The following is an 18,460-nucleotide window of genomic DNA, read 5'->3' on the forward strand; positions in this document are numbered from 1 at the left end:
TTTACATTGTTTAAGAACTTAATGTCCCAGACCCTTATTTAAAATTATAAATGTGAGCTGCGAATTGTTCGAAGCATTAACATAATAAAGTATGCAATCATACCAAACAGTATTGTAATAAACAATGCGTGGAATAAAGCTATAATTAAATTAACGTGTGTAATGATTGAAAGTGCACCAGTCACAACTTGTAAAATAATAAGTATAAATGCTGCAGTGTAACCATAACGAACCGTTCTATTTTCTGAATAATTCTTAACGGCATGAATAAAGGTAATTAAAATCCATGTAAAAGCAATCAATGCCATACCTCTATGAACAAATTGTACCCATTCTTGTTCACCATGTGGCATAATATGATCGAATGGAACTGGCCACGCTCCATAAGCTAGACTTGCTTTGGTATGACGTACTAAAGCACCAGTATAAATTGTAAGATAAACGATAATCGTCATAATCCAAGTTAATGTTCTTAGTGGTTTTTTGATATATAATTCATCAGCTTCGTATTTTTGGTCTACTTCAAAAACAATCAACATTAAGACAAAAACAGATGAGAAACTAATTAAAGAAATACCAAAGTGTAATGCTAAAACATAAGAATTTTGTTGCCAAATAACGGCTGCTGCGCCCACTAATGCTTGTACAAGTAAAAAAGCGACACTGATAATACATAGTGGCTTCACTTCTTTGATATAACCAATATTTTTCCATGCTGTAATAACAAGCCATAAAACAATGATTAGAGATAAACCTGACATTGCTCGGTGACTTAATTCAATAATCGTTGCGATTGGTAAATTTTCTGGTAATAAAGCACCGTGACATAGTGGCCATGAAGCACCACAACCATCTTCAGAACCAGTTTTTGTTACTAAAGCCCCACCTAATTGTACAAACCCCATAATTATGGCAGCTAGTACGGATAACCATTTAAGGTTTTTTTGTTTAAACAATTTTATACACCCCATCATTAAATAATAGTTAGCCTAAATTATACCTCGGATGACTATAATTTAATGTCCATATTTCTATTCTAGCCATTATTTCAATTATACATCATTCATAGTGTTTTCAAAAAGAGAGTTTTTGAATGTCGATAAAGTGTCACAAATAATTTTTTATTCAACTGGTCAATTTACTATATTTAATATATCATAGTACTATATGGAAATTTTAAGGAGGGGGCATATGAATAAAGAACAGACTTTATCACACACTTCAAGTCGCGTTTCTTTCAAAGAATTACAACAAATAATTAAAATGGGTCTTGTTCAAGGTAATTTGATTCCTGCATTTGCGGGTGCTTGGCTTGCAGTCGTTATGACTAGCCATTCCTTCCTATCATCGATTCCACAAATTATATTAATGATAATAGGGTCGACTTTGATTATGGGGGGCGCTTGTGCAATAAACAACTACTACGATCAAGATATAGATTGTATTATGCCAAGTAAACAAAACCGACCGACCGTTAATGATAGAATTTCAGATAGAAACTTAATGCTATTAAGCTTCGGAATGATGTTAGTGGGGGAAGCTTGTTTATTTTTATTAAATATTCCAACTGGTGTGCTAGGTCTTGTAGGTATAGTTGGTTATGTATCATTTTATTCTATTTGGTCTAAACGTCATACAACGTGGAATACTGTAGTAGGTAGTTTTCCTGGTGCAGTACCTCCATTAATTGGATGGGCAGCTATTGACGGACAATTAAGTCTTGCTGCTTTCGGACTATTTTTAGTGGTATTTTGTTGGCAACCAATTCATTTTTACGCTTTAGCAATTAAAAGAAAGGATGAATATGCATTAGCCAACATTCCAATGTTACCATCCGTTAAAGGTATCAAAAGAACGCGTGTTAGCATGTTCTTTTGGCTTGTTTGTTTATTGCCTTTACCATTCTTCTTCACTAATTTAGGTACTACATTTATTGTGTTAGCTACTTTATTAAATTTAGGATGGTTTTTCATTGGTTTGACAACATTTAAAAAGGATATAGACCAAACAAAATGGGCTACAAAAATGTTTATATACTCGCTCAATTATTTAGTAGTATTTTTCGTAATGGTTGTTGTAGTTTCATTAATTAAAATGATATAAAATACTGAAGGCAAGGATGAAATTTATGAATGTACCTATTCTACCTACGATTAGTACGAGTTGTATTGTAATTAGTGCCATTTTAATTGCCATCGGTTGGTGGCAAATTTGGCATAGGCATGTAAATGCTCATAAGAAAACAATGTTATGGGCCGCTGTATTCGCATTAACGTTCTTTATTATTTATGCAACACGTACTGTGTTTATAGGTAATACGGACTTTGGTGGTCCCGATTCATTGCGACCATTTTATAAAGGTTTTTTATTTTTCCACATAAACCTAGCTACATTAGGTGGTATTGGTGGTTTAGTACAGATTATTACTGCTTTTAAGGATAAATTTAATATTCATAGAAAAATTGGTCCTACAGCATCTGTTATTTGGTTTTTGACAGCTATTACAGGTGTTACGGTGTATATACTACTTTATGTATTATATCCAGGCGGGGAGACGACGTCGGTAATTAAGGCAACGTTAGGATTATAATCTCAATACAACTGGGCTATAGGGGCTCTATTAACTGGTGAAACTTGTTGTTTTACCAGTTTTTTATCTACTTAATTGAATATTACGATTAAATTAAAGTACAATAAAAGCCGAAGTACTTATATAAAATGTTTTGTAGTTTAAAGTATCAATTTTTATAATATATTATTAAGTAAGAGGTGAAAGATAATCAAATTATTATTGAAAATATTAGGTGTCGTGCTGTTAGTAACATTTTTAATATATTTATTTTATTCACCTCGATTACAATTTGATGTATTAGAAAATCCAAATAAATCTACTAATACGAGTCGTTCAGATCAAAGTGCACATCAAAACAATCAAAAAGATGATGGAAATCCTAAGCCTAAAGAAGGGATTGGCACTTGGATAGGAAAAGACATCTCTTATTTAACTAAAAAGTTTGGACAGGCAGATCGGTCATATCGATATAGTGATCATTATAAAAACTATGTTTTTAAACAACAAGATGCTTATTATGTTGTATTAGTTAGAGATAAGCGTATTAAATCGGTTTATGCTACGGGTGAAAATGCCAATGTTGCCCCTTTAAAAATTAATGATAGTGCAGCTAGAATTTTTGAGAATACGAGTATTAACCCTGATCCAACATTTAAAGTTAATAATAGGACATATCATTTTGAATTATCAGATGAAGATTTGAAAACTCAAACATTGATAAAATATGGTGAAAATTATGCTCAAGTTTATGTTGATCAACAAACGAATGATATTATGGGAATACGTTATTTAGATAAAGAGGCACTTGTACTTTTTAAACCTTATCGTTTAGAAGATGATGAACAATCATCGAAGTCTCGCATCAAGCATTCTGCAGATATTCCTTTTGAGCAAAACCCAAATCAGCTTATGACACTTTATGAAATAACTAATGAAATACGTAAACTAAAAGGAATTAAACCGATGCGTGTTAATAATGATATTGCCCATATCGCCGCAATTAACTTATATGATGCAACAGATTCTGATAGTGTAGCATTTACTGAAGATACGTTACGAAATCAATTAGAGAATCAAAATATTGAATTTAAAACGACAAGTCAAAATGTTGGTTATGATTTTGATGATGTCCCAACACTCATCCATAGTTGGATGAATTCGGATATACATCGCTCAAGATTATTGAATAAAAAATACAATGAAATGGGTGGAGAAGTTATGAAAAATTACTACTCACTTATTTTTGTGGAAGATAAATAAAGGAGGTAAGCCAAAGATGTACACAGAAGAAATGGGTTATATTTTAGATGAAATCGAAAAGTTATCAGATATGGTTACTGATTCAGAAATATATTATCAGTTTAAAGAGGCTCAATTAAAGCTAAATCGTGATGATGAAGCACATCTAATGTATGAAGCTTTCTTAAAACATAAACATATGTATGATGAAGTCATGCGTTTTGGCCGATACCATCCTGACTATCAAACTATAATGTTAGAAACACGGCGTCGCAAACGTGCTTATGAAATGCTTCCGGTTGTGATGGACTATAAAGTTAAGGAAGTTAAGTTACAAAATTTAATAGATGAACTTATAAGCAAAATCGCACATGCAGTATCTGCAAATGTGAAAATTGAGGCAGGAAATCCCTTTTTCCAAACGGATGAGCATGGTTGTGCATCAGGAGGTTCATGCAAGTGCTCGTTATAAGTAGAATTAGATTATAATTAACATATATAGTAAAAACCTTCAAGTGAGACTATAGCAGTCAAACATTTGAAGGTTTTTCACGATATTTTATTTTATCGTTAATGAATCCTTAAATTGTTTTCCAAGATCAGGCCGATCTGTTACCAGTGTGTGTGCACCTTTTAAATATAAATCATGCATCATATCAATGCTATTAATATCGTAATATCCCGGTACAATATTAAGGGTATTTAACCACTGGATAAAGCGACGAGAAGTTAATGGTATGCCTTTGAAATGTGTTGGCATTTGGAAAGTATTTGCTTGTGGGTGAAAGCTACGTGCAGTGCCACTAAAGAACTTCAAAAATCCTTCTGCGACTTCCTTTTGACTAGCGCCAATTGCAACTGAATTTTGCGCTATTTTATTGAACCTGTCAATTTGTTCACTATAGAAGCTTGTAACTAATACACGGTCTTGCGCTTGATTATTTAAAATATCGTCAAACATCTTTTGTGGTGCAATAGATCCTTCATAGCTCCCTGGATGATCTTTTAAATCAACGTTAATTCGCATGTTTGGATATAATTTTAGTAATTCATCAAATGTTAGAATAGCTGTTTTCTCATGACCACGATAAGGTGTGGTTCCATTTATATCTGTAAAATGATAACCCGCATCCAATTTTTTTAATTCAGCTACAGTATGTTCGCTTACTTTACCTGAACCATTTGTGGTGCGATCAACTGTAGCATCATGAAAAACAATGAGTTTTTCATCTTTAGTAAGGCGTACGTCTGTTTCGAAACCATCTACATCAAAAGATACAGCATGGTCAAATGCAAGTTGAGTTTGCTCTGGTCTTACGGCCATGCCACCTCGATGTGCAAAAATATAAGGTGAACGTCCTTGGAAGAATGGTGGAATCGTCTTTGGCTGTTGTTGGGATTGTTGTCGTTTATAGAATAATAGGCCACTCATAATACCTATTCCAGCTAATCCCCAGTTTATTAAACGTTTATTTTTTATTGACATATATAGTGCCTCCTCAAAGGTATTAATATAAGCGTATCAAATTTATATATTAGGTAACAGTAAAGGTACTTTATTTCGTATTAGGACGAAGTTATTTTCTAAAATATTAAGACATGATATGATAATGAATGCATAAATAAATGGAGTGATGACAAACAATGAACTTAATACCTAGAACGAGTTTGACTGTTTATTTAAAACACATTAAACATGAGCGACAGCTGCGAAAATACGGACATATTGTTCATACAAATAAGCAAGAAAGATATGTCATTATTTATATTAATGAAGTTGATGCAGATGTAATTGTGCATAAGCTGATGCAAATGAAATACGTTCGGCACATTGATGCTTCGCCATATAAATACTTAAAGAAAACATATGAAAAAGAAAAGCACGAAACGCTTTAATTCAATAGTTTAAATATCATTGGAGTGGTGGTATCCAATTTTGTAAACGCAAAATGCTGATTAGATATTTAAAGTATAGGTCTAAATCGTGAAAGGCTTCGATAGGCTGAACATCAACACCAATCGTTTGAATATTATATTGTTCAGCTTTCTCATTAATCATCTGAAACTTTTTGTTACTTTCTGGATAAGGATAAGACATCGCATTAAGCATGATATACATAGCTTGAAAATGATGGCCTTCAGTAGGTTGCATAACGAGTGCTATAGATGATCGTTGCTTTTCAGATTCTGGCGTGTGGAAGTACATTATTTTATCTACACGAGCATGGTCATAATCTATCAGTGTTAAAAATTCAAACAGGTCAGTCAACCCTTCTCCAAGAACGATAAATGATTGTTTCATTAGTTAAGTAATTCTCCTTTTTTAATCAAATTATAGTAAAACACAAGATGAAATGGAAGTGTATTAACATGCGCGTGATAGCTGGTAAACATAAAAGTAAAGCACTTGAAAGTTTAGAAGGTCGAAACACGAGACCAACAATGGATAAAGTTAAAGAAGGCATTTTTAATAGTCTTCACAATGTAAGTGGACTTGGACTAGATTTATTTGCTGGAAGTGGTGCGCTTGGTATTGAAGGTTTGTCACGTGGAATGGATAAAGTAATCTTTGTTGATCAGAATTTTAAAGCAATCAAAGTAATTCAAGCGAATTTACAACAATTAGACTTAACAGAACAAGCTGAAGTATACAAAAATAATGCAGATAGAGCATTAAAAGCTTTAAATAAAAGGGATATTCAATTTGATTATATCTTTTTAGATCCGCCATACAATAAAGGACTTATAGATAAAGCTTTAATTCAAATTGAAACATTTAATTTGTTAAAAGAAAGTGGTATCATCATCTGTGAGTTTAGTCATCAAGAAGATATTGCTATACAATCATTCAAAGAGCTTAAACGCTATCATTATGGTTTAACAGACACGTTGCTGTTAGAAAAAGGAGATAAAAATGGGTAAGACAAAGGCAGTTATTCCAGGAAGTTTTGATCCAATCACGTACGGACATTTAGATATTATTGAACGTAGTGCGGGACGATTTGATGAATTACATGTTTGTGTGTTGAAAAATAGTAATAAAGCTGGCACATTTACGGTAAATGAACGCATTGAACTTATTGAGGAGTCTGTAAAACATTTATCTAATGTTCAGGTCCATCATTTTGATGGATTACTTGTTGATTTTTGTGATCAAATAGGTGCTAAAACAATTATTAGAGGCTTACGTGCGGTTAGTGATTTTGAATATGAATTGCGATTAACATCTATGAACAAAAAGCTTAATAGTGATGTTGAAACGATGTACATGATGACAAGTACAAATTATTCCTTCATTAGTTCAAGTGTTGTTAAGGAAGTAGCACAATATAAAGCAAATATAAGTGATTTTGTACCACCTAACGTAGCAACTGCATTGAAAGAAAAATTTAAATAATATGTAAACAACCCCTTCTGAAAGTACTATTTAACGAGCTTTCAAAAGGGGTTGTCATCGGTATAGCGTTATTATTTTCGAATAACAGGCGTGTTAAAATCATTTTGAGTACTATGGGTACATAAATTATAAAGTTGCGTAGCTTTAATTTCTTGCGTGAAAAAGGGCGCAGTTTTCTTTGTTATATTTGTGATATAATTTCGCTCTGGAAATTGTGCTTTTAGATACTTCAAATATTGTTGACCCTTGTCAGTCATGCCTAAAATACGAGCTGCTTTTATATTAGTAGGAACATCTTGTTGGCGTATATTGAGTACGATGTTCATTAAGGCACGTTGAATGTGCGTGTATGTATAGCGTTTCGTTTTAACGAGGGTTATGAAACTATCTAAATTGTGTGCTTTAGTTATCAATGATTGTAAACGATGTTCTAAGCCTTCATTGATTGTGTATATTTGTGCTAAGTCTTCCGATGATTGTGTAATTAAAGCATATTGAATATAAGGAAACAATGCTTCTTTTGTCATTTGTGGCTGCTCATAAAGATGCCACATGTGATTTGGTACAACTTGTTTCCAAAGTGCGTCATTTGAATTTAAAGCGTGACGAATTGCACTACCACTTGCCAATGTTTGGTGATCAATTGATGATTGATGATGATATGTACCTAAGCGTTCAATCGTCATAGCATTAATGTTTGGTGCAAAATTATGAATAGCTTTTAAATAACTAAGTCCTAAAATATTATTTGGAGTTTGTAAAATGTGATGTTGATTAAAATGGTCACTTAAAACACGTGGGTAACTTTTACCGCTATTGATTTGAGCCCTATACTTTGGATTTGTTTCAAATTGTTGAATATCTTGAGCTATTTTAGTCAACGCCTCAATATTGGCACTTTCACTACCAAATGAAATCGTATCTATGCCTAGATAATCGGCAAGCAATATACCGTATTTAGCAAAGTAATCTGATGAAGATAGACTGCCAATTATAGGAAGTTCAACAACTAAATCGACGCCTTCTAAGGCCATCTCGGCACGAATAAACTTATTGAATATTGCTGGTTCGCCACGCATTACAAATTGTCCGCTCATCAATGCAATGGTGACATCGGCATTGGACAGTTTTTTTGATTGTCGGGCATGATACAAGTGACCATTATGAAATGGGTTATATTCCGTTATAAGTCCAACACTTTTCATTTGCAATTCGTCCTTTCAGTATTCATCATAAGTATTGTAACAGATACTTTGATGTTAAGAAAAAATCTTGACAACTCTTGTAGAGAAAGTTAAAATAAATTTTGTGCTTGTTAGAGGTGAAGCCATATGAAATGGTCAATAACACAATTAAGAAAATATCAAGGTCAGCCCTTTGAATTTAATGAAACAGCGAAATTTGATCACTTAAAGGAATCGCTAGGTCTTATTGATTTGTCTGAGATTCATGTAGAAGGTCAACTTAATGTTAAGTCGAATGAAGTGATTGCAGATATGCATGTAACTGGGACATATACGATGCCATGTGCACGTACATTGGAACCAGTTGAAGTGCCACTAGATGTGACAACTTCGGAAGTATTTGATTTAGAGGGATATAATGATTATGCCGATGAAAGTGAGCTTGATGAACATTATCATCTAGCCACTGATGGTATGATAAACATTAAAGATATTGCGGAAGAGCTAGTCATAATTGAGAAACCCATGCGTGCATATTCTGATAACAGCAATCAGATGTTAACAGAAGGTAACGGCTGGGAAGTTATTGACGAAGATCAATTGATTGAACTTGCAAAGGGTGATGAAGATAAATCTTCGGAAACAATGCAAGTTGATCCTAGGCTTCAGAAATTACAACAATTATATGATAAAGAGTAATAGCAGATTACGTCTTGTTATAGTATAATTAGGAACTAATCTGACATTTAGAATTAACTGGCTTTAATATTAAGGAGGATAAATCATGGCAGTACCAAAAAGAAGAACGTCTAAAACGAGAAAAAACAAACGTCGTACACACTTCAAAATTTCAGTGCCTGGTATGACTGAATGCCCAAGTTGTGGCGAATACAAATTATCTCACCGTGTATGTAAAAATTGTGGTTCATACAATGGTGAAGAAGTTGTTAGCAAATAATTTTAGCATAGTGCTAAAATAATATGAATAATAAAGAAACCCAATGATGACAACAAATCATTGGGTTTCTTTATGCGTTTTTATACAAACATTACAAGAATGGACTGCAGAATCACACTACGTAGTTTAAAAATAATTTGATACGATTGAAATGACAATCTTTATATTAATGTAACTGAATGTTCATCAACGTTGTGCTAATATATAGGACGAAGCATATAACAACCATAATCACATAAAATTGGAGAGTTTTAATGGAACAAATTACATCTGCACAAAATAATAAGATTAAAAATGCAAATAAACTTAAAAAGAAACGTGAACGTGATAAAACGGGACAAGCACTCATTGAAGGTATTCATTTAATTGAAGAAGCTTATCAAAGTAATCTGACGATTAAACAATTATTTATTATTGAACCAGAGCGAACAGAGCAAGCATTGATAGATTATTCAGAAGAAACATTTCAAATTAATATGAAAGTGGCAGAAGCATTATCAGGTACAATTACACCTCAAGGATTCTTTGCAGTAATTGAAAAGCCAAACTATGATGTAACACATGCAAAACAAGTATTACTCATTGACCGCATTCAAGATCCTGGCAATTTAGGAACATTAATTCGTTCAGCAGATGCTGCCGGTATAGACCTTATTGTTATGGAAAAGGGAACAGCAGATGCGTATCAGGATAAAGTGCTTAGAGCTAGTCAAGGTAGTGTCTTCCATATACCTGTGGTGACTGCAGACTTACAAGGGTTTATAAAGCAGTTCGAAGGTCCTGTATTTGGTACTGCACTAGAAAATGCTGTGTCATATAAAAATCTTGAACCCCAAGAAACATTTGCACTGCTACTTGGTAATGAAGGGGATGGAGTAAATAACGCGTTGTTAGAACATACGACGAAAAATTTAATTATTCCAATTTATGGCAAAGCAGAAAGTTTAAATGTTGCAATTGCTGGAAGTATTTTACTTTACCACTTGAAAGGTTGACCCGTTTGTTTAAAATCGGCTATACTTAGATGTATATAATAAAGTATAGTGATGACAAGTACTCATAAAATTGAATGATAAACCAATAAAAAGACCTTAACTAGTAGAACGAATTGTGCAGGGAGAATAAGCGTGACTGAAACTTATTCCAATTTCGATTAGTTACTTTCATCTTTTTGGTTACTTAAAGAGATTTAAGTCGGAGCGCGTATCTTCGTTAACAATGCAGAACAAGTGTATGTAAAATAAAGTAAGGCTTAGCGTCTTATTTTATAATGACATAAATTTGGGTGGTACCACGGAAGACTTTCGTCCCAAGATATAGGGAGGTAAGTCTTTTTTTATGCTCGAAAACTAAGTTTAAAAATAAAAAGTGTGAGGTGTCATTTATATGACTCAGATGGATTCAATGGCGGAATTAAAACAACAAGCATTAGTTGATATTAATGAAGCTCAAAATGAACGCGAATTACAAGATGTAAAAGTTAAATATTTAGGTAAAAAAGGTTCAGTTAGTGCTCTAATGAAAAATATGAAAGATTTACCTAATGAAGAAAAACCTGCCTATGGTCAAAAGGTAAATGAATTAAGACAAACCATTCAAAATGAATTAGAAGAAAAACAAGCATTATTAAAACATGAAAAATTGAACCAACAACTTGCTGAAGAAAAGATTGATGTTACATTACCAAGTCGTAAAATCAACATAGGTTCTAAACATCCTTTAACAAGAACGATTGAAGAAATTGAAGACTTATTTTTAGGTTTAGGTTATGAAATTGTTGACGGTTATGAAGTTGAACAAGATTATTATAATTTTGAAGCATTAAACTTACCTAAGTCACATCCTGCGCGTGATATGCAAGATAGTTTCTACATTACAGATGATATTTTAATGCGCACTCATACATCTCCAGTTCAAGCACGGACGATGGAAAAACGTAATGGTGTAGGCCCAGTAAAAATTATTTGTCCTGGTAAAGTATATCGACGTGACTCAGATGACGCAACACATAGTCATCAATTTACTCAAATAGAAGGGTTAGTCGTTGATAAACATATTAAAATGAGTGACTTAAAAGGCACATTAGAATTATTGGCTAAAAAGTTATTTGGGGCAGAACGTGAAATTCGTCTTCGCCCTAGTTACTTCCCATTCACAGAACCATCCGTTGAAGTTGATGTATCTTGTTTTAAATGTAAAGGTAAAGGCTGTAACGTATGTAAACATACAGGCTGGATTGAAATTTTAGGTGCTGGTATGGTGCATCCAAACGTACTTGAAATGGCTGGATTTGATTCAAATGTATATTCTGGCTTTGCCTTTGGTATGGGGCCAGATCGTATCGCGATGTTAAAATATGGTATTGAAGATATTCGTCATTTCTATACTAATGATGTACGATTCCTTGATCAATTTAAAGCTGTAGAAGATAGAGGTGAATTGTAATGTTGATTTCAAATGAATGGTTAAAAGATTATGTTGATGCAGGTGTAGCTATTGAAGATTTAGCAGAGCGTATTACTCGCACAGGTATTGAAGTAGATGACATAATCGACTATACCAAAGATATTAAGAACTTAGTTGTAGGATATATCCAATCTAAGGAGAAACATCCTAATGCAGACAAATTAAATATTTGTCAAGTAGATATTGGTGAAGAAGAAGCTGTGCAGATTGTATGTGGCGCACCTAATGTCGAAGCGGGACAACACGTTATCGTCGCTAAAGTTGGTGGACGCTTACCTGGTGGCATTAAAATTAAACGCGCTAAGTTACGTGGTGAACGTTCAGAAGGAATGATTTGTTCATTACAAGAAATTGGTATTTCCAGTAATGTTGTTCCAAAAGCATATGAAAATGGTATTTTCGTTTTTACTGAACCAATTGAACCTGGGACTGACGCTTTAACAGCACTTTACTTAAATGACCAAGTGATGGAATTTGATTTAACACCGAATCGAGCTGATGCATTAAGCATGATTGGTACTGCATATGAAGTAGCAGCGCTATATAAAACTAAAATGACGAAACCTCATACACAAAGTGATGAAATTTCTGAATCCACATCAAATGAGTTATCAGTATCTATTGATAATCCTGAAAAAGTGCCATACTACAGTGCAAGAATAGTTAAAAATGTGACAATAGCCCCATCTCCAATTTGGATGCAGGCGCGCTTAATTAAAGCAGGTATTCGTCCAATCAATAACGTTGTAGATATTTCTAATTATGTCTTATTAGAATACGGTCAACCATTACACATGTTTGACCAAGATCACATTGGCTCTAAAGAAATAATTGTGCGCCAAGCAAATGAAAATGAAACTATGACTACCTTAGATAATACAGAGCGTACCTTAGTAAATAGTGACATTGTTATTTCAAATAGCAAAGAACCAATCGCTTTAGCAGGTGTCATGGGTGGAGATTTTTCTGAAGTTACAGCAACAACAACAAATGTTGTAGTAGAAGGCGCTATCTTTGATCCGGTTTCTATTCGTCATACATCTCGTCGTTTAAACTTGCGCAGTGAAGCTTCTAGTCGCTTTGAAAAAGGTATTGCAACTGAATTTGTCGATGAAGCTGTTGATAGAGCATGTTACTTACTTCAAACATATGCAGATGGTAACGTATTACAAGACCGAGTGTCTGCGGGTAATTTAGGTTCATTTGTGACACCAATTAAAATCACTGCTGAAAAAGTAAACAAAACAGTTGGATTTAACTTATCTTGTGGTGAAATAAAAGCTATTTTTGAACAATTAGGCTTTAAAACACAACAAAATGGTGACGAATTAACAGTCAATGTACCATCACGCCGTAAAGATATTACGATTAAAGAAGATCTGATTGAAGAAGTTGCACGAATATACGGATACGACAACATCCCATCAACAATGCCCGTTTTTGAAGATGTCACAAGTGGCGAATTAACAGATCGTCAGCATAAAACGCGTATAGTAAAAGAAACATTAGAAGGTGCTGGTTTAGACCAAGCAATTACGTATTCACTTGTTTCAAAAGATCATGCGAAAGATTTTGCTTTACAAACACGTCCAACAATTAGCTTATTAATGCCTATGAGTGAAGCACATTCCACTTTACGTCAAAGCTTATTACCACATTTAATCGAAGCAGCTGCATATAATGTGGCGCGTAAAAATAAAGATGTCAAATTGTATGAAATAGGACGCGTTTTCTTCGGTAATGATGAAGGTAAATTACCAGAGGAGGTAGAATATTTGAGCGGCATATTAACTGGTGAGTATGTAGTTAATACATGGCAAAATAAAAAAGAAGCTGTTGACTTCTATATTGCCAAAGGCGTTGTAGATCGTGTCGCGGAAAAGTTAAATCTCGAGTTCAGTTATAAAGCCGGTGAAATTAGTGGGTTACATCCTGGTAGAACAGCAATCATATCTTTACAAGGTAAAGATATTGGTTTTATTGGCGAATTGCATCCACAATTAGCTGCGGAGAATGATTTAAATCGCACATACGTATTTGAATTAAACTATCATACTATAATGGAAGTAGCAGTTGGCTACATTAACTATAAACCAATCCCTAAATTCCCTGGAGTGACTAGGGATATTGCCTTAGAGGTCACAAGTGATGTTCCAGCATCAGTGTTGTTAGAAACAATCCATAGTAATGGTGATGATATTCTTCAAGATTCATTAGTATTTGATGTTTACGAAGGGGAACATTTAGGTGAAGGTAAGAAATCTATTGCGATTCGCTTGAATTATTTAGATACAGAAAATACATTAACAGATGAACGTGTCACAAAAGTACATGATAAAATTTTAGCAGCTTTACAAGCACAAGGCGCTGTAATAAGATAATTTGGCGAAAAGAGACAGACTGGGACACAAATCCTAGAAAAAATAGCCAGTAAATGAGCTTACAAAAACTCATTTACTGGCTATTTTATTGACAATACTTAATGGCTTCGCTTTCCTAGGGTGCCGTCTCAGCCACCCCAACTTGCTTTGCTTGGCGAAATGCTTTTCACATTTCTCTTTGTTGGGGCCCCACCCCAAATTGCTTTGTCCGTTGGCTTTCTTTTCGAAAGCCTATCTGTTGGGGCACCTGTCTTCAGCTTGTCCTGTTCCCTCAGGAGTCTCGCCATAAATACTACGTATTAATATGTAATTTTACCGTTAAATGGTTTAAAAAATAAGGCACTTTCACATTGTTTAGTCGACTTCACTAAATGAAATGAACGAGGTGCCTTATATAAGCGATAACTTGAAGCAATAGATGTTACCACTAGAGACTTTAATTTTAATAGTTTCAATTAATATGGTGGAAACCATATCCAATAAAAAAATTTTGGCGTTTCAATTTTAATCTATTACATTTATGTCTTAAATTGTTATTGCTTACTAATTTTGCTTTCTTTCTACTAATTTCAGTGCTTTTTCTCGGTTTTTAAAATGTTTTTTAGAAATACTATCTAATTTGTTAATTCCACTCTTATCAATGATTTTAGCAGCAACTAAATCAACCTTATTACCAGCACCTTTAGGAATTTCGCAATGCATTTTGCGAGCGAGTTGATCCATATATTTGACAAATGCATAGCGAGAGATAATACTGGCAGCTGCAATTGCTAGAGATTTTGACTCTCCTTTTGTTTCAAATTTTGTTTTTTCTGTAAATGGTAATGCACTTAAGGCATAATGTTGATAAACTTCACGCTGAGCGAATTGGTCAATCACAATATAATCGATGTTGTCTGGATGAATTTTTTGAGTAACATTTTTAATAGCTTCATTATGAAGAACGGCTTTCATTTTTACTTGAGACCAGCCTAAAGCTTGGCGCTCATTATATTTAATATTATCTAATGTTAGCAATGAATGTGGAATAAATGTCACTAACTGCTCCGCCAAGTCAATAATTTTAGTATCAGTTAGTTTTTTTGAGTCATCGACACCTAATGTTTTTAAAATAGCAACATGTGATTGAGTGACATAAGCAGCACATACGGTTAAAGGACCAAAATAATCTCCACTTCCGGCTTCATCGCTACCAATACAATCATATTTGTCATATTGAAGTGTATGAGTTGATGATTGCTTTGAAGTTGTTGCTGCCATGGCAGCATCGTGATAATTTGGAAGTAATTCTCGAGCAATATTTTCAGCTTGTTTACCTTGAAACATGACTTTGCCAGAGTTATAGATATTAATGGTTGTCTGTTTATAATTAGTGCGTGCACGCATCCCTTGTGGTAAGTTATGCTGTTCAAAGTCAATTTGATTTAAGAGCTGCTCTATTGCTTCGTTTGTTAGTTTTTGGACGACATTTGCCATAGATGTCAGAAATCCTTTCTTTAAAAAATATTAACCAGCAATATCATATCATGAAATTAATGATGTAGTAATATTCTAGTATAACACTATAACTTACTGAATCAGATGGATGGGCTTACAAATTTAGATGCTGTCATGTATAATGTACTTAATATAACATTACATAGAAACTAGCTGATGAAAAAATGTAATAGAACTGAAGTTTATAAAAAAGGTCAGGAGACATAATTATGAGTGAATTTAAAAACAGAATTAATGTAACGATTAATGATCAACATTATACTATTGTTGGTGAAGACAGTCCTGAGCATATTCGTTATGTCGCTCATTTAGTAGATGAGAGAATCAAGGCGCTAAAAACTTCTGGTCTTGATACAACACGAAAGTCTGTATTAACGGCCGTCAATATTATGCACGAAAAGGTACTATTAGAAGAAGAAAATCGTCGCCTCCAAGAAGAAGTGAATCAATTTAGACGTAGAGAGCTATAATATGATACTAGATTTAATTGTATTATTATTTGTAGGTTATGTCATGCTTATGGGATATCGCCGTGGATGGTGGTTAAATTGTTTACACGTTATGACGACGATGGTTGCCTTGTGGATTGCACATAACAATTATCAAGGTATTGCACAAAGATTATTAGTTTTTTTACCGTTCCCGAAAACTGTAGCTTATGATATGACTTACGCTGTGCCTTTTAGTCAAGTTCAGCAACGCTTTGATGCAATTGTAGCTTTTGCACTAGTTGCTATATTGAGCAAGATTATTTTGTATCTTCTTGTAGTGTCATTTGATAATATAGTAACGTACAAAAAATTATATAATTGGAGTCGCTGGTTAGGGGCCTTGTTTGGATTGCTATCAGCCTTGATATCTGTGCAAATTCTACTTTATATGCTGGCGCTTTATCCTAATGAATGGGTTCAGATGAGTTTAGCTCATTCATGGCTTAGTAAAGCAATTTTATTACATACACCAATCGTTTCAGCATATATTTTAAATTTATAAAATCTGATAAAGGTCAGGATTTCTTTTCCTGGTCTTCTTTTTATGAGGTGACGGTATGACAAAGAAAGATGTTATTAAATTATTAGAGCAAATTGCTACTTATATGGAGTTGAATGGAGAAAATACCTTTAAAGTGTCAGCTTATCGCAAAGCGGCGCAAAGTTTGGAAATGGATGAACGCCCTTTAGAAGAAATTGATGATGTGACGGAGCTAAAAGGAATTGGTAAAGGTGTTGGCGAAGTGATTAGTGAATATCGTCAAACTGGTGAGTCAGAGGTCTTATCTGATATGAAAAAACGTGTGCCTGAAGGTCTGATTCCACTGTTGAAAATTCAAGGTTTAGGTAGCAAGAAAATCGCAAAGCTATATCAAGAGTTGGGCATTGAAGATAAAGAAAGTTTGCAACGTGCATGTGAAGCTGGTCAAGTAAGTCAGTTAAAAGGATTCGCTAAAAAAACAGAAACTAATATTTTAGAGGCTGTCAAAGCGTTAGGTGCTAAAAAAGAACGGTATCCTATTGATCAGATGCGAGGGTTGAACGAGCAAATTGTCGCTTATATTAAGACGCTGACTGCTATCGATAATTATTCATCAGCTGGGAGTTTTCGTCGCTATAAAGAAATGAGTAAAGATTTAGATTTCATCATAAGTACGACGGAGCCTGACAAAGTTCAAGCGCAATTATTAAATATTCCCAACAAAGTAAAAGAAGTGGCTGTGGGACAAACAAAAATCTCTTTAGAAATAGAATATGATGATGAAACAATTGGTGTAGATTTTAGACTCATTGAACCAGCAGCATTTTATCATACATTACAACATTTTACTGGCTCAAAAGAACATAATATTCGCATTCGACAACTTGCTAAAGCGCAGGGAGAAAAAGTAAGTGAATATGGAATTGAAACGTCAGATGGACAACTGATTCAATATAATAATGAAACTGATATTTATAAACACTTTAACGTGAATTGGATTGCACCGGCGATGCGTGAAGACGGCAGTGAATTTGAAAGAGATTTAAGTGATATTATTACCTTAGATGATATCAATGGTGATATCCATATGCATACGACTTATAGTGATGGCGCATTTTCTATTCGACATATGGTTGAGGCTAACATTGCTAAAGGATATCATTTTATGGTTATTACTGACCATTCTCAAAGCCTAAAAGTTGCCAACGGTCTGCAAGTAGAACGTTTATTACGACAAAATGAAGAAATTAAAAAATTGAATCAAGAATATCAAGAAATTGATATTTATTCAGGCACAGAAATGGATATTTTGCCAGATGGTTCACTGGATTATGATGATGATGTTTTAGCACAATTAGACTATGTTATTGCTGCGATACACCAAAGCTTTAACCAATCTGAAGCAGATATCATGAAACGTCTAGAACATGCATGTCGAAATCCATATGTACGACACATTGCTCATCCAACGGGGCGCATTATTGGGAAGCGTCCAGGATATCAACCTAATATTGAACAATTAATGCAACTTGCTGAAGAAACTCAAACAATTTTAGAAATCAATGCTAATCCAAAGCGACTGGATTTAAATGCAGATATTGTTAAAAAATATCCGAATGTTAAGTTGACGATAAATACTGATGCACACCATACAGATCATTTGGAATTTATGAAATATGGTGTAGCAACAGCGCAAAAAGGATTTGTTACTAAAGATAGAGTCATCAATACCTTATCGCGAGAAGACTTTAAAAAATTCATTGCAAACAATATTAAAATGAAGAAATAGAGGGA

At 33.8% G+C, this 18,460-nt stretch carries 20 protein-coding genes; 15 read left to right on the plus strand and 5 right to left on the minus strand.

The genetic code is table 11. The features are described from left to right. Positions 1–44: 44 nt before the first annotated feature. The gene (locus tag HMPREF3267_RS00930; RefSeq protein WP_002493108.1) at positions 45–956 is read right to left on the minus strand and encodes a COX15/CtaA family protein; all 912 of its coding nucleotides are present in this window, start codon (positions 954–956) and stop codon (positions 45–47) included. 235 nt (positions 957–1,191) lie between these two features. On the opposite strand from HMPREF3267_RS00930, the gene cyoE reads away from it, so the two are divergent. The 4 genes from cyoE (at position 1,192) to HMPREF3267_RS00950 (ending at position 4,283) form a co-directional block, all read left to right on the plus strand. Further along, positions 1,192–2,103, plus strand: coding sequence for a heme o synthase (gene cyoE / locus HMPREF3267_RS00935; protein ID WP_062077494.1), 912 nt, complete (start codon positions 1,192–1,194; stop codon positions 2,101–2,103). Positions 2,104–2,128: 25 nt separating this feature from the next. Continuing rightward, entirely contained in the window at positions 2,129–2,590 is a 462-nt protein-coding gene (locus HMPREF3267_RS00940; RefSeq protein WP_002478353.1) for a DUF420 domain-containing protein, read from the plus strand. 186 nt (positions 2,591–2,776) lie between these two features. Continuing rightward, on the plus strand, positions 2,777–3,832 hold the full coding sequence (locus tag HMPREF3267_RS00945) for a CAP-associated domain-containing protein (RefSeq protein WP_037553653.1): 1,056 nt from the start codon (positions 2,777–2,779) through the stop codon (positions 3,830–3,832). Between the two features lie 16 nt (positions 3,833–3,848). Next, positions 3,849–4,283, plus strand: coding sequence for a YlbF/YmcA family competence regulator (locus HMPREF3267_RS00950; protein WP_037545946.1), 435 nt, complete (start codon positions 3,849–3,851; stop codon positions 4,281–4,283). A gap of 87 nt (positions 4,284–4,370) precedes the next feature. Here HMPREF3267_RS00950 and HMPREF3267_RS00955 read toward each other — a convergent pair whose 3' ends face one another. Beyond that, positions 4,371–5,297, minus strand: coding sequence for a glycerophosphodiester phosphodiesterase family protein (locus HMPREF3267_RS00955; protein ID WP_062077496.1), 927 nt, complete (start codon positions 5,295–5,297; stop codon positions 4,371–4,373). A 158-nt stretch (positions 5,298–5,455) separates the two neighbouring features. Between HMPREF3267_RS00955 and HMPREF3267_RS00960 the strand changes: the two genes are divergently transcribed. Next, positions 5,456–5,707 carry a YlbG family protein gene (locus HMPREF3267_RS00960; protein WP_002459394.1) on the plus strand — a complete coding sequence of 84 codons (252 nt, stop codon included), beginning with the start codon at positions 5,456–5,458 and terminating at the stop codon, positions 5,705–5,707. 16 nt (positions 5,708–5,723) lie between these two features. Here the strand turns inward: HMPREF3267_RS00960 and HMPREF3267_RS00965 are convergent, their stop codons facing one another. Next, entirely contained in the window at positions 5,724–6,113 is a 390-nt protein-coding gene (locus tag HMPREF3267_RS00965) for a DUF7147 family protein (RefSeq protein WP_002478349.1), read from the minus strand. A 68-nt stretch (positions 6,114–6,181) separates the two neighbouring features. On the opposite strand from HMPREF3267_RS00965, the gene rsmD reads away from it, so the two are divergent. Beyond that, the gene (gene rsmD / locus HMPREF3267_RS00970; RefSeq protein ID WP_002478348.1) at positions 6,182–6,733 is read left to right on the plus strand and encodes a 16S rRNA (guanine(966)-N(2))-methyltransferase RsmD; all 552 of its coding nucleotides are present in this window, start codon (positions 6,182–6,184) and stop codon (positions 6,731–6,733) included. Further along, entirely contained in the window at positions 6,726–7,208 is a 483-nt protein-coding gene (gene coaD, locus HMPREF3267_RS00975) for a pantetheine-phosphate adenylyltransferase (RefSeq protein ID WP_002459391.1), read from the plus strand. The genes rsmD and coaD overlap by 8 nt, the downstream gene beginning before the upstream one ends. Before the next feature lie 71 nt (positions 7,209–7,279). Here coaD and HMPREF3267_RS00980 read toward each other — a convergent pair whose 3' ends face one another. Continuing rightward, the gene (locus HMPREF3267_RS00980; RefSeq protein WP_062077497.1) at positions 7,280–8,413 is read right to left on the minus strand and encodes a nucleotidyltransferase; all 1,134 of its coding nucleotides are present in this window, start codon (positions 8,411–8,413) and stop codon (positions 7,280–7,282) included. A gap of 126 nt (positions 8,414–8,539) precedes the next feature. On the opposite strand from HMPREF3267_RS00980, the gene HMPREF3267_RS00985 reads away from it, so the two are divergent. The 5 genes from HMPREF3267_RS00985 to pheT all read left to right on the plus strand — a co-directional run bounded on the left by HMPREF3267_RS00985 (position 8,540) and on the right by pheT (position 14,197). Beyond that, positions 8,540–9,091 carry a YceD family protein gene (locus HMPREF3267_RS00985; protein WP_002459389.1) on the plus strand — a complete coding sequence of 184 codons (552 nt, stop codon included), beginning with the start codon at positions 8,540–8,542 and terminating at the stop codon, positions 9,089–9,091. Between the two features lie 85 nt (positions 9,092–9,176). Then, the gene (gene rpmF / locus HMPREF3267_RS00990; RefSeq protein WP_002435373.1) at positions 9,177–9,350 is read left to right on the plus strand and encodes a 50S ribosomal protein L32; all 174 of its coding nucleotides are present in this window, start codon (positions 9,177–9,179) and stop codon (positions 9,348–9,350) included. A gap of 254 nt (positions 9,351–9,604) precedes the next feature. After that, complete coding sequence (locus tag HMPREF3267_RS00995; RefSeq protein ID WP_062077499.1) at positions 9,605–10,345, plus strand: TrmH family RNA methyltransferase; 741 nt, start codon at positions 9,605–9,607, stop codon at positions 10,343–10,345. Between the two features lie 391 nt (positions 10,346–10,736). Then, a complete protein-coding gene (gene pheS / locus HMPREF3267_RS01000) occupies positions 10,737–11,795 on the plus strand; it encodes a phenylalanine--tRNA ligase subunit alpha (RefSeq protein ID WP_062077500.1) in 1,059 nt (352 codons plus the stop codon). Beyond that, positions 11,795–14,197 carry a phenylalanine--tRNA ligase subunit beta gene (gene pheT, locus HMPREF3267_RS01005; RefSeq protein WP_062077502.1) on the plus strand — a complete coding sequence of 801 codons (2,403 nt, stop codon included), beginning with the start codon at positions 11,795–11,797 and terminating at the stop codon, positions 14,195–14,197. The genes pheS and pheT overlap by 1 nt, the downstream gene beginning before the upstream one ends. 543 nt (positions 14,198–14,740) lie before the next feature. Here pheT and rnhC read toward each other — a convergent pair. Beyond that, positions 14,741–15,673: a ribonuclease HIII gene (rnhC, locus tag HMPREF3267_RS01010; protein WP_062077505.1), complete on the minus strand. Its 933-nt coding sequence runs from the start codon at positions 15,671–15,673 to the stop codon at positions 14,741–14,743. Positions 15,674–15,903: 230 nt separating this feature from the next. On the opposite strand from rnhC, the gene zapA reads away from it, so the two are divergent. Genes zapA through polX form a run of 3 tightly spaced genes read left to right on the plus strand, consistent with a single transcriptional unit; the run spans position 15,904 to position 18,455 of the window. Then, positions 15,904–16,164 carry a cell division protein ZapA gene (gene zapA, locus HMPREF3267_RS01015; RefSeq protein WP_002459383.1) on the plus strand — a complete coding sequence of 87 codons (261 nt, stop codon included), beginning with the start codon at positions 15,904–15,906 and terminating at the stop codon, positions 16,162–16,164. 1 nt (position 16,165) lies between these two features. Continuing rightward, positions 16,166–16,687 (plus strand): CvpA family protein, encoded by a 522-nt coding sequence (locus HMPREF3267_RS01020; RefSeq protein WP_002478343.1) that lies wholly within the window; start codon positions 16,166–16,168, stop codon positions 16,685–16,687. A gap of 55 nt (positions 16,688–16,742) precedes the next feature. Further along, the gene (polX, locus tag HMPREF3267_RS01025) at positions 16,743–18,455 is read left to right on the plus strand and encodes a DNA polymerase/3'-5' exonuclease PolX (RefSeq protein WP_062077507.1); all 1,713 of its coding nucleotides are present in this window, start codon (positions 16,743–16,745) and stop codon (positions 18,453–18,455) included. The last annotated feature ends 5 nt before the right edge of the window (positions 18,456–18,460 follow it).

Source organism: Staphylococcus sp. HMSC62D11 (assembly GCF_001839145.1).
GTDB classification, from domain to species: domain Bacteria; phylum Bacillota; class Bacilli; order Staphylococcales; family Staphylococcaceae; genus Staphylococcus; species Staphylococcus lugdunensis.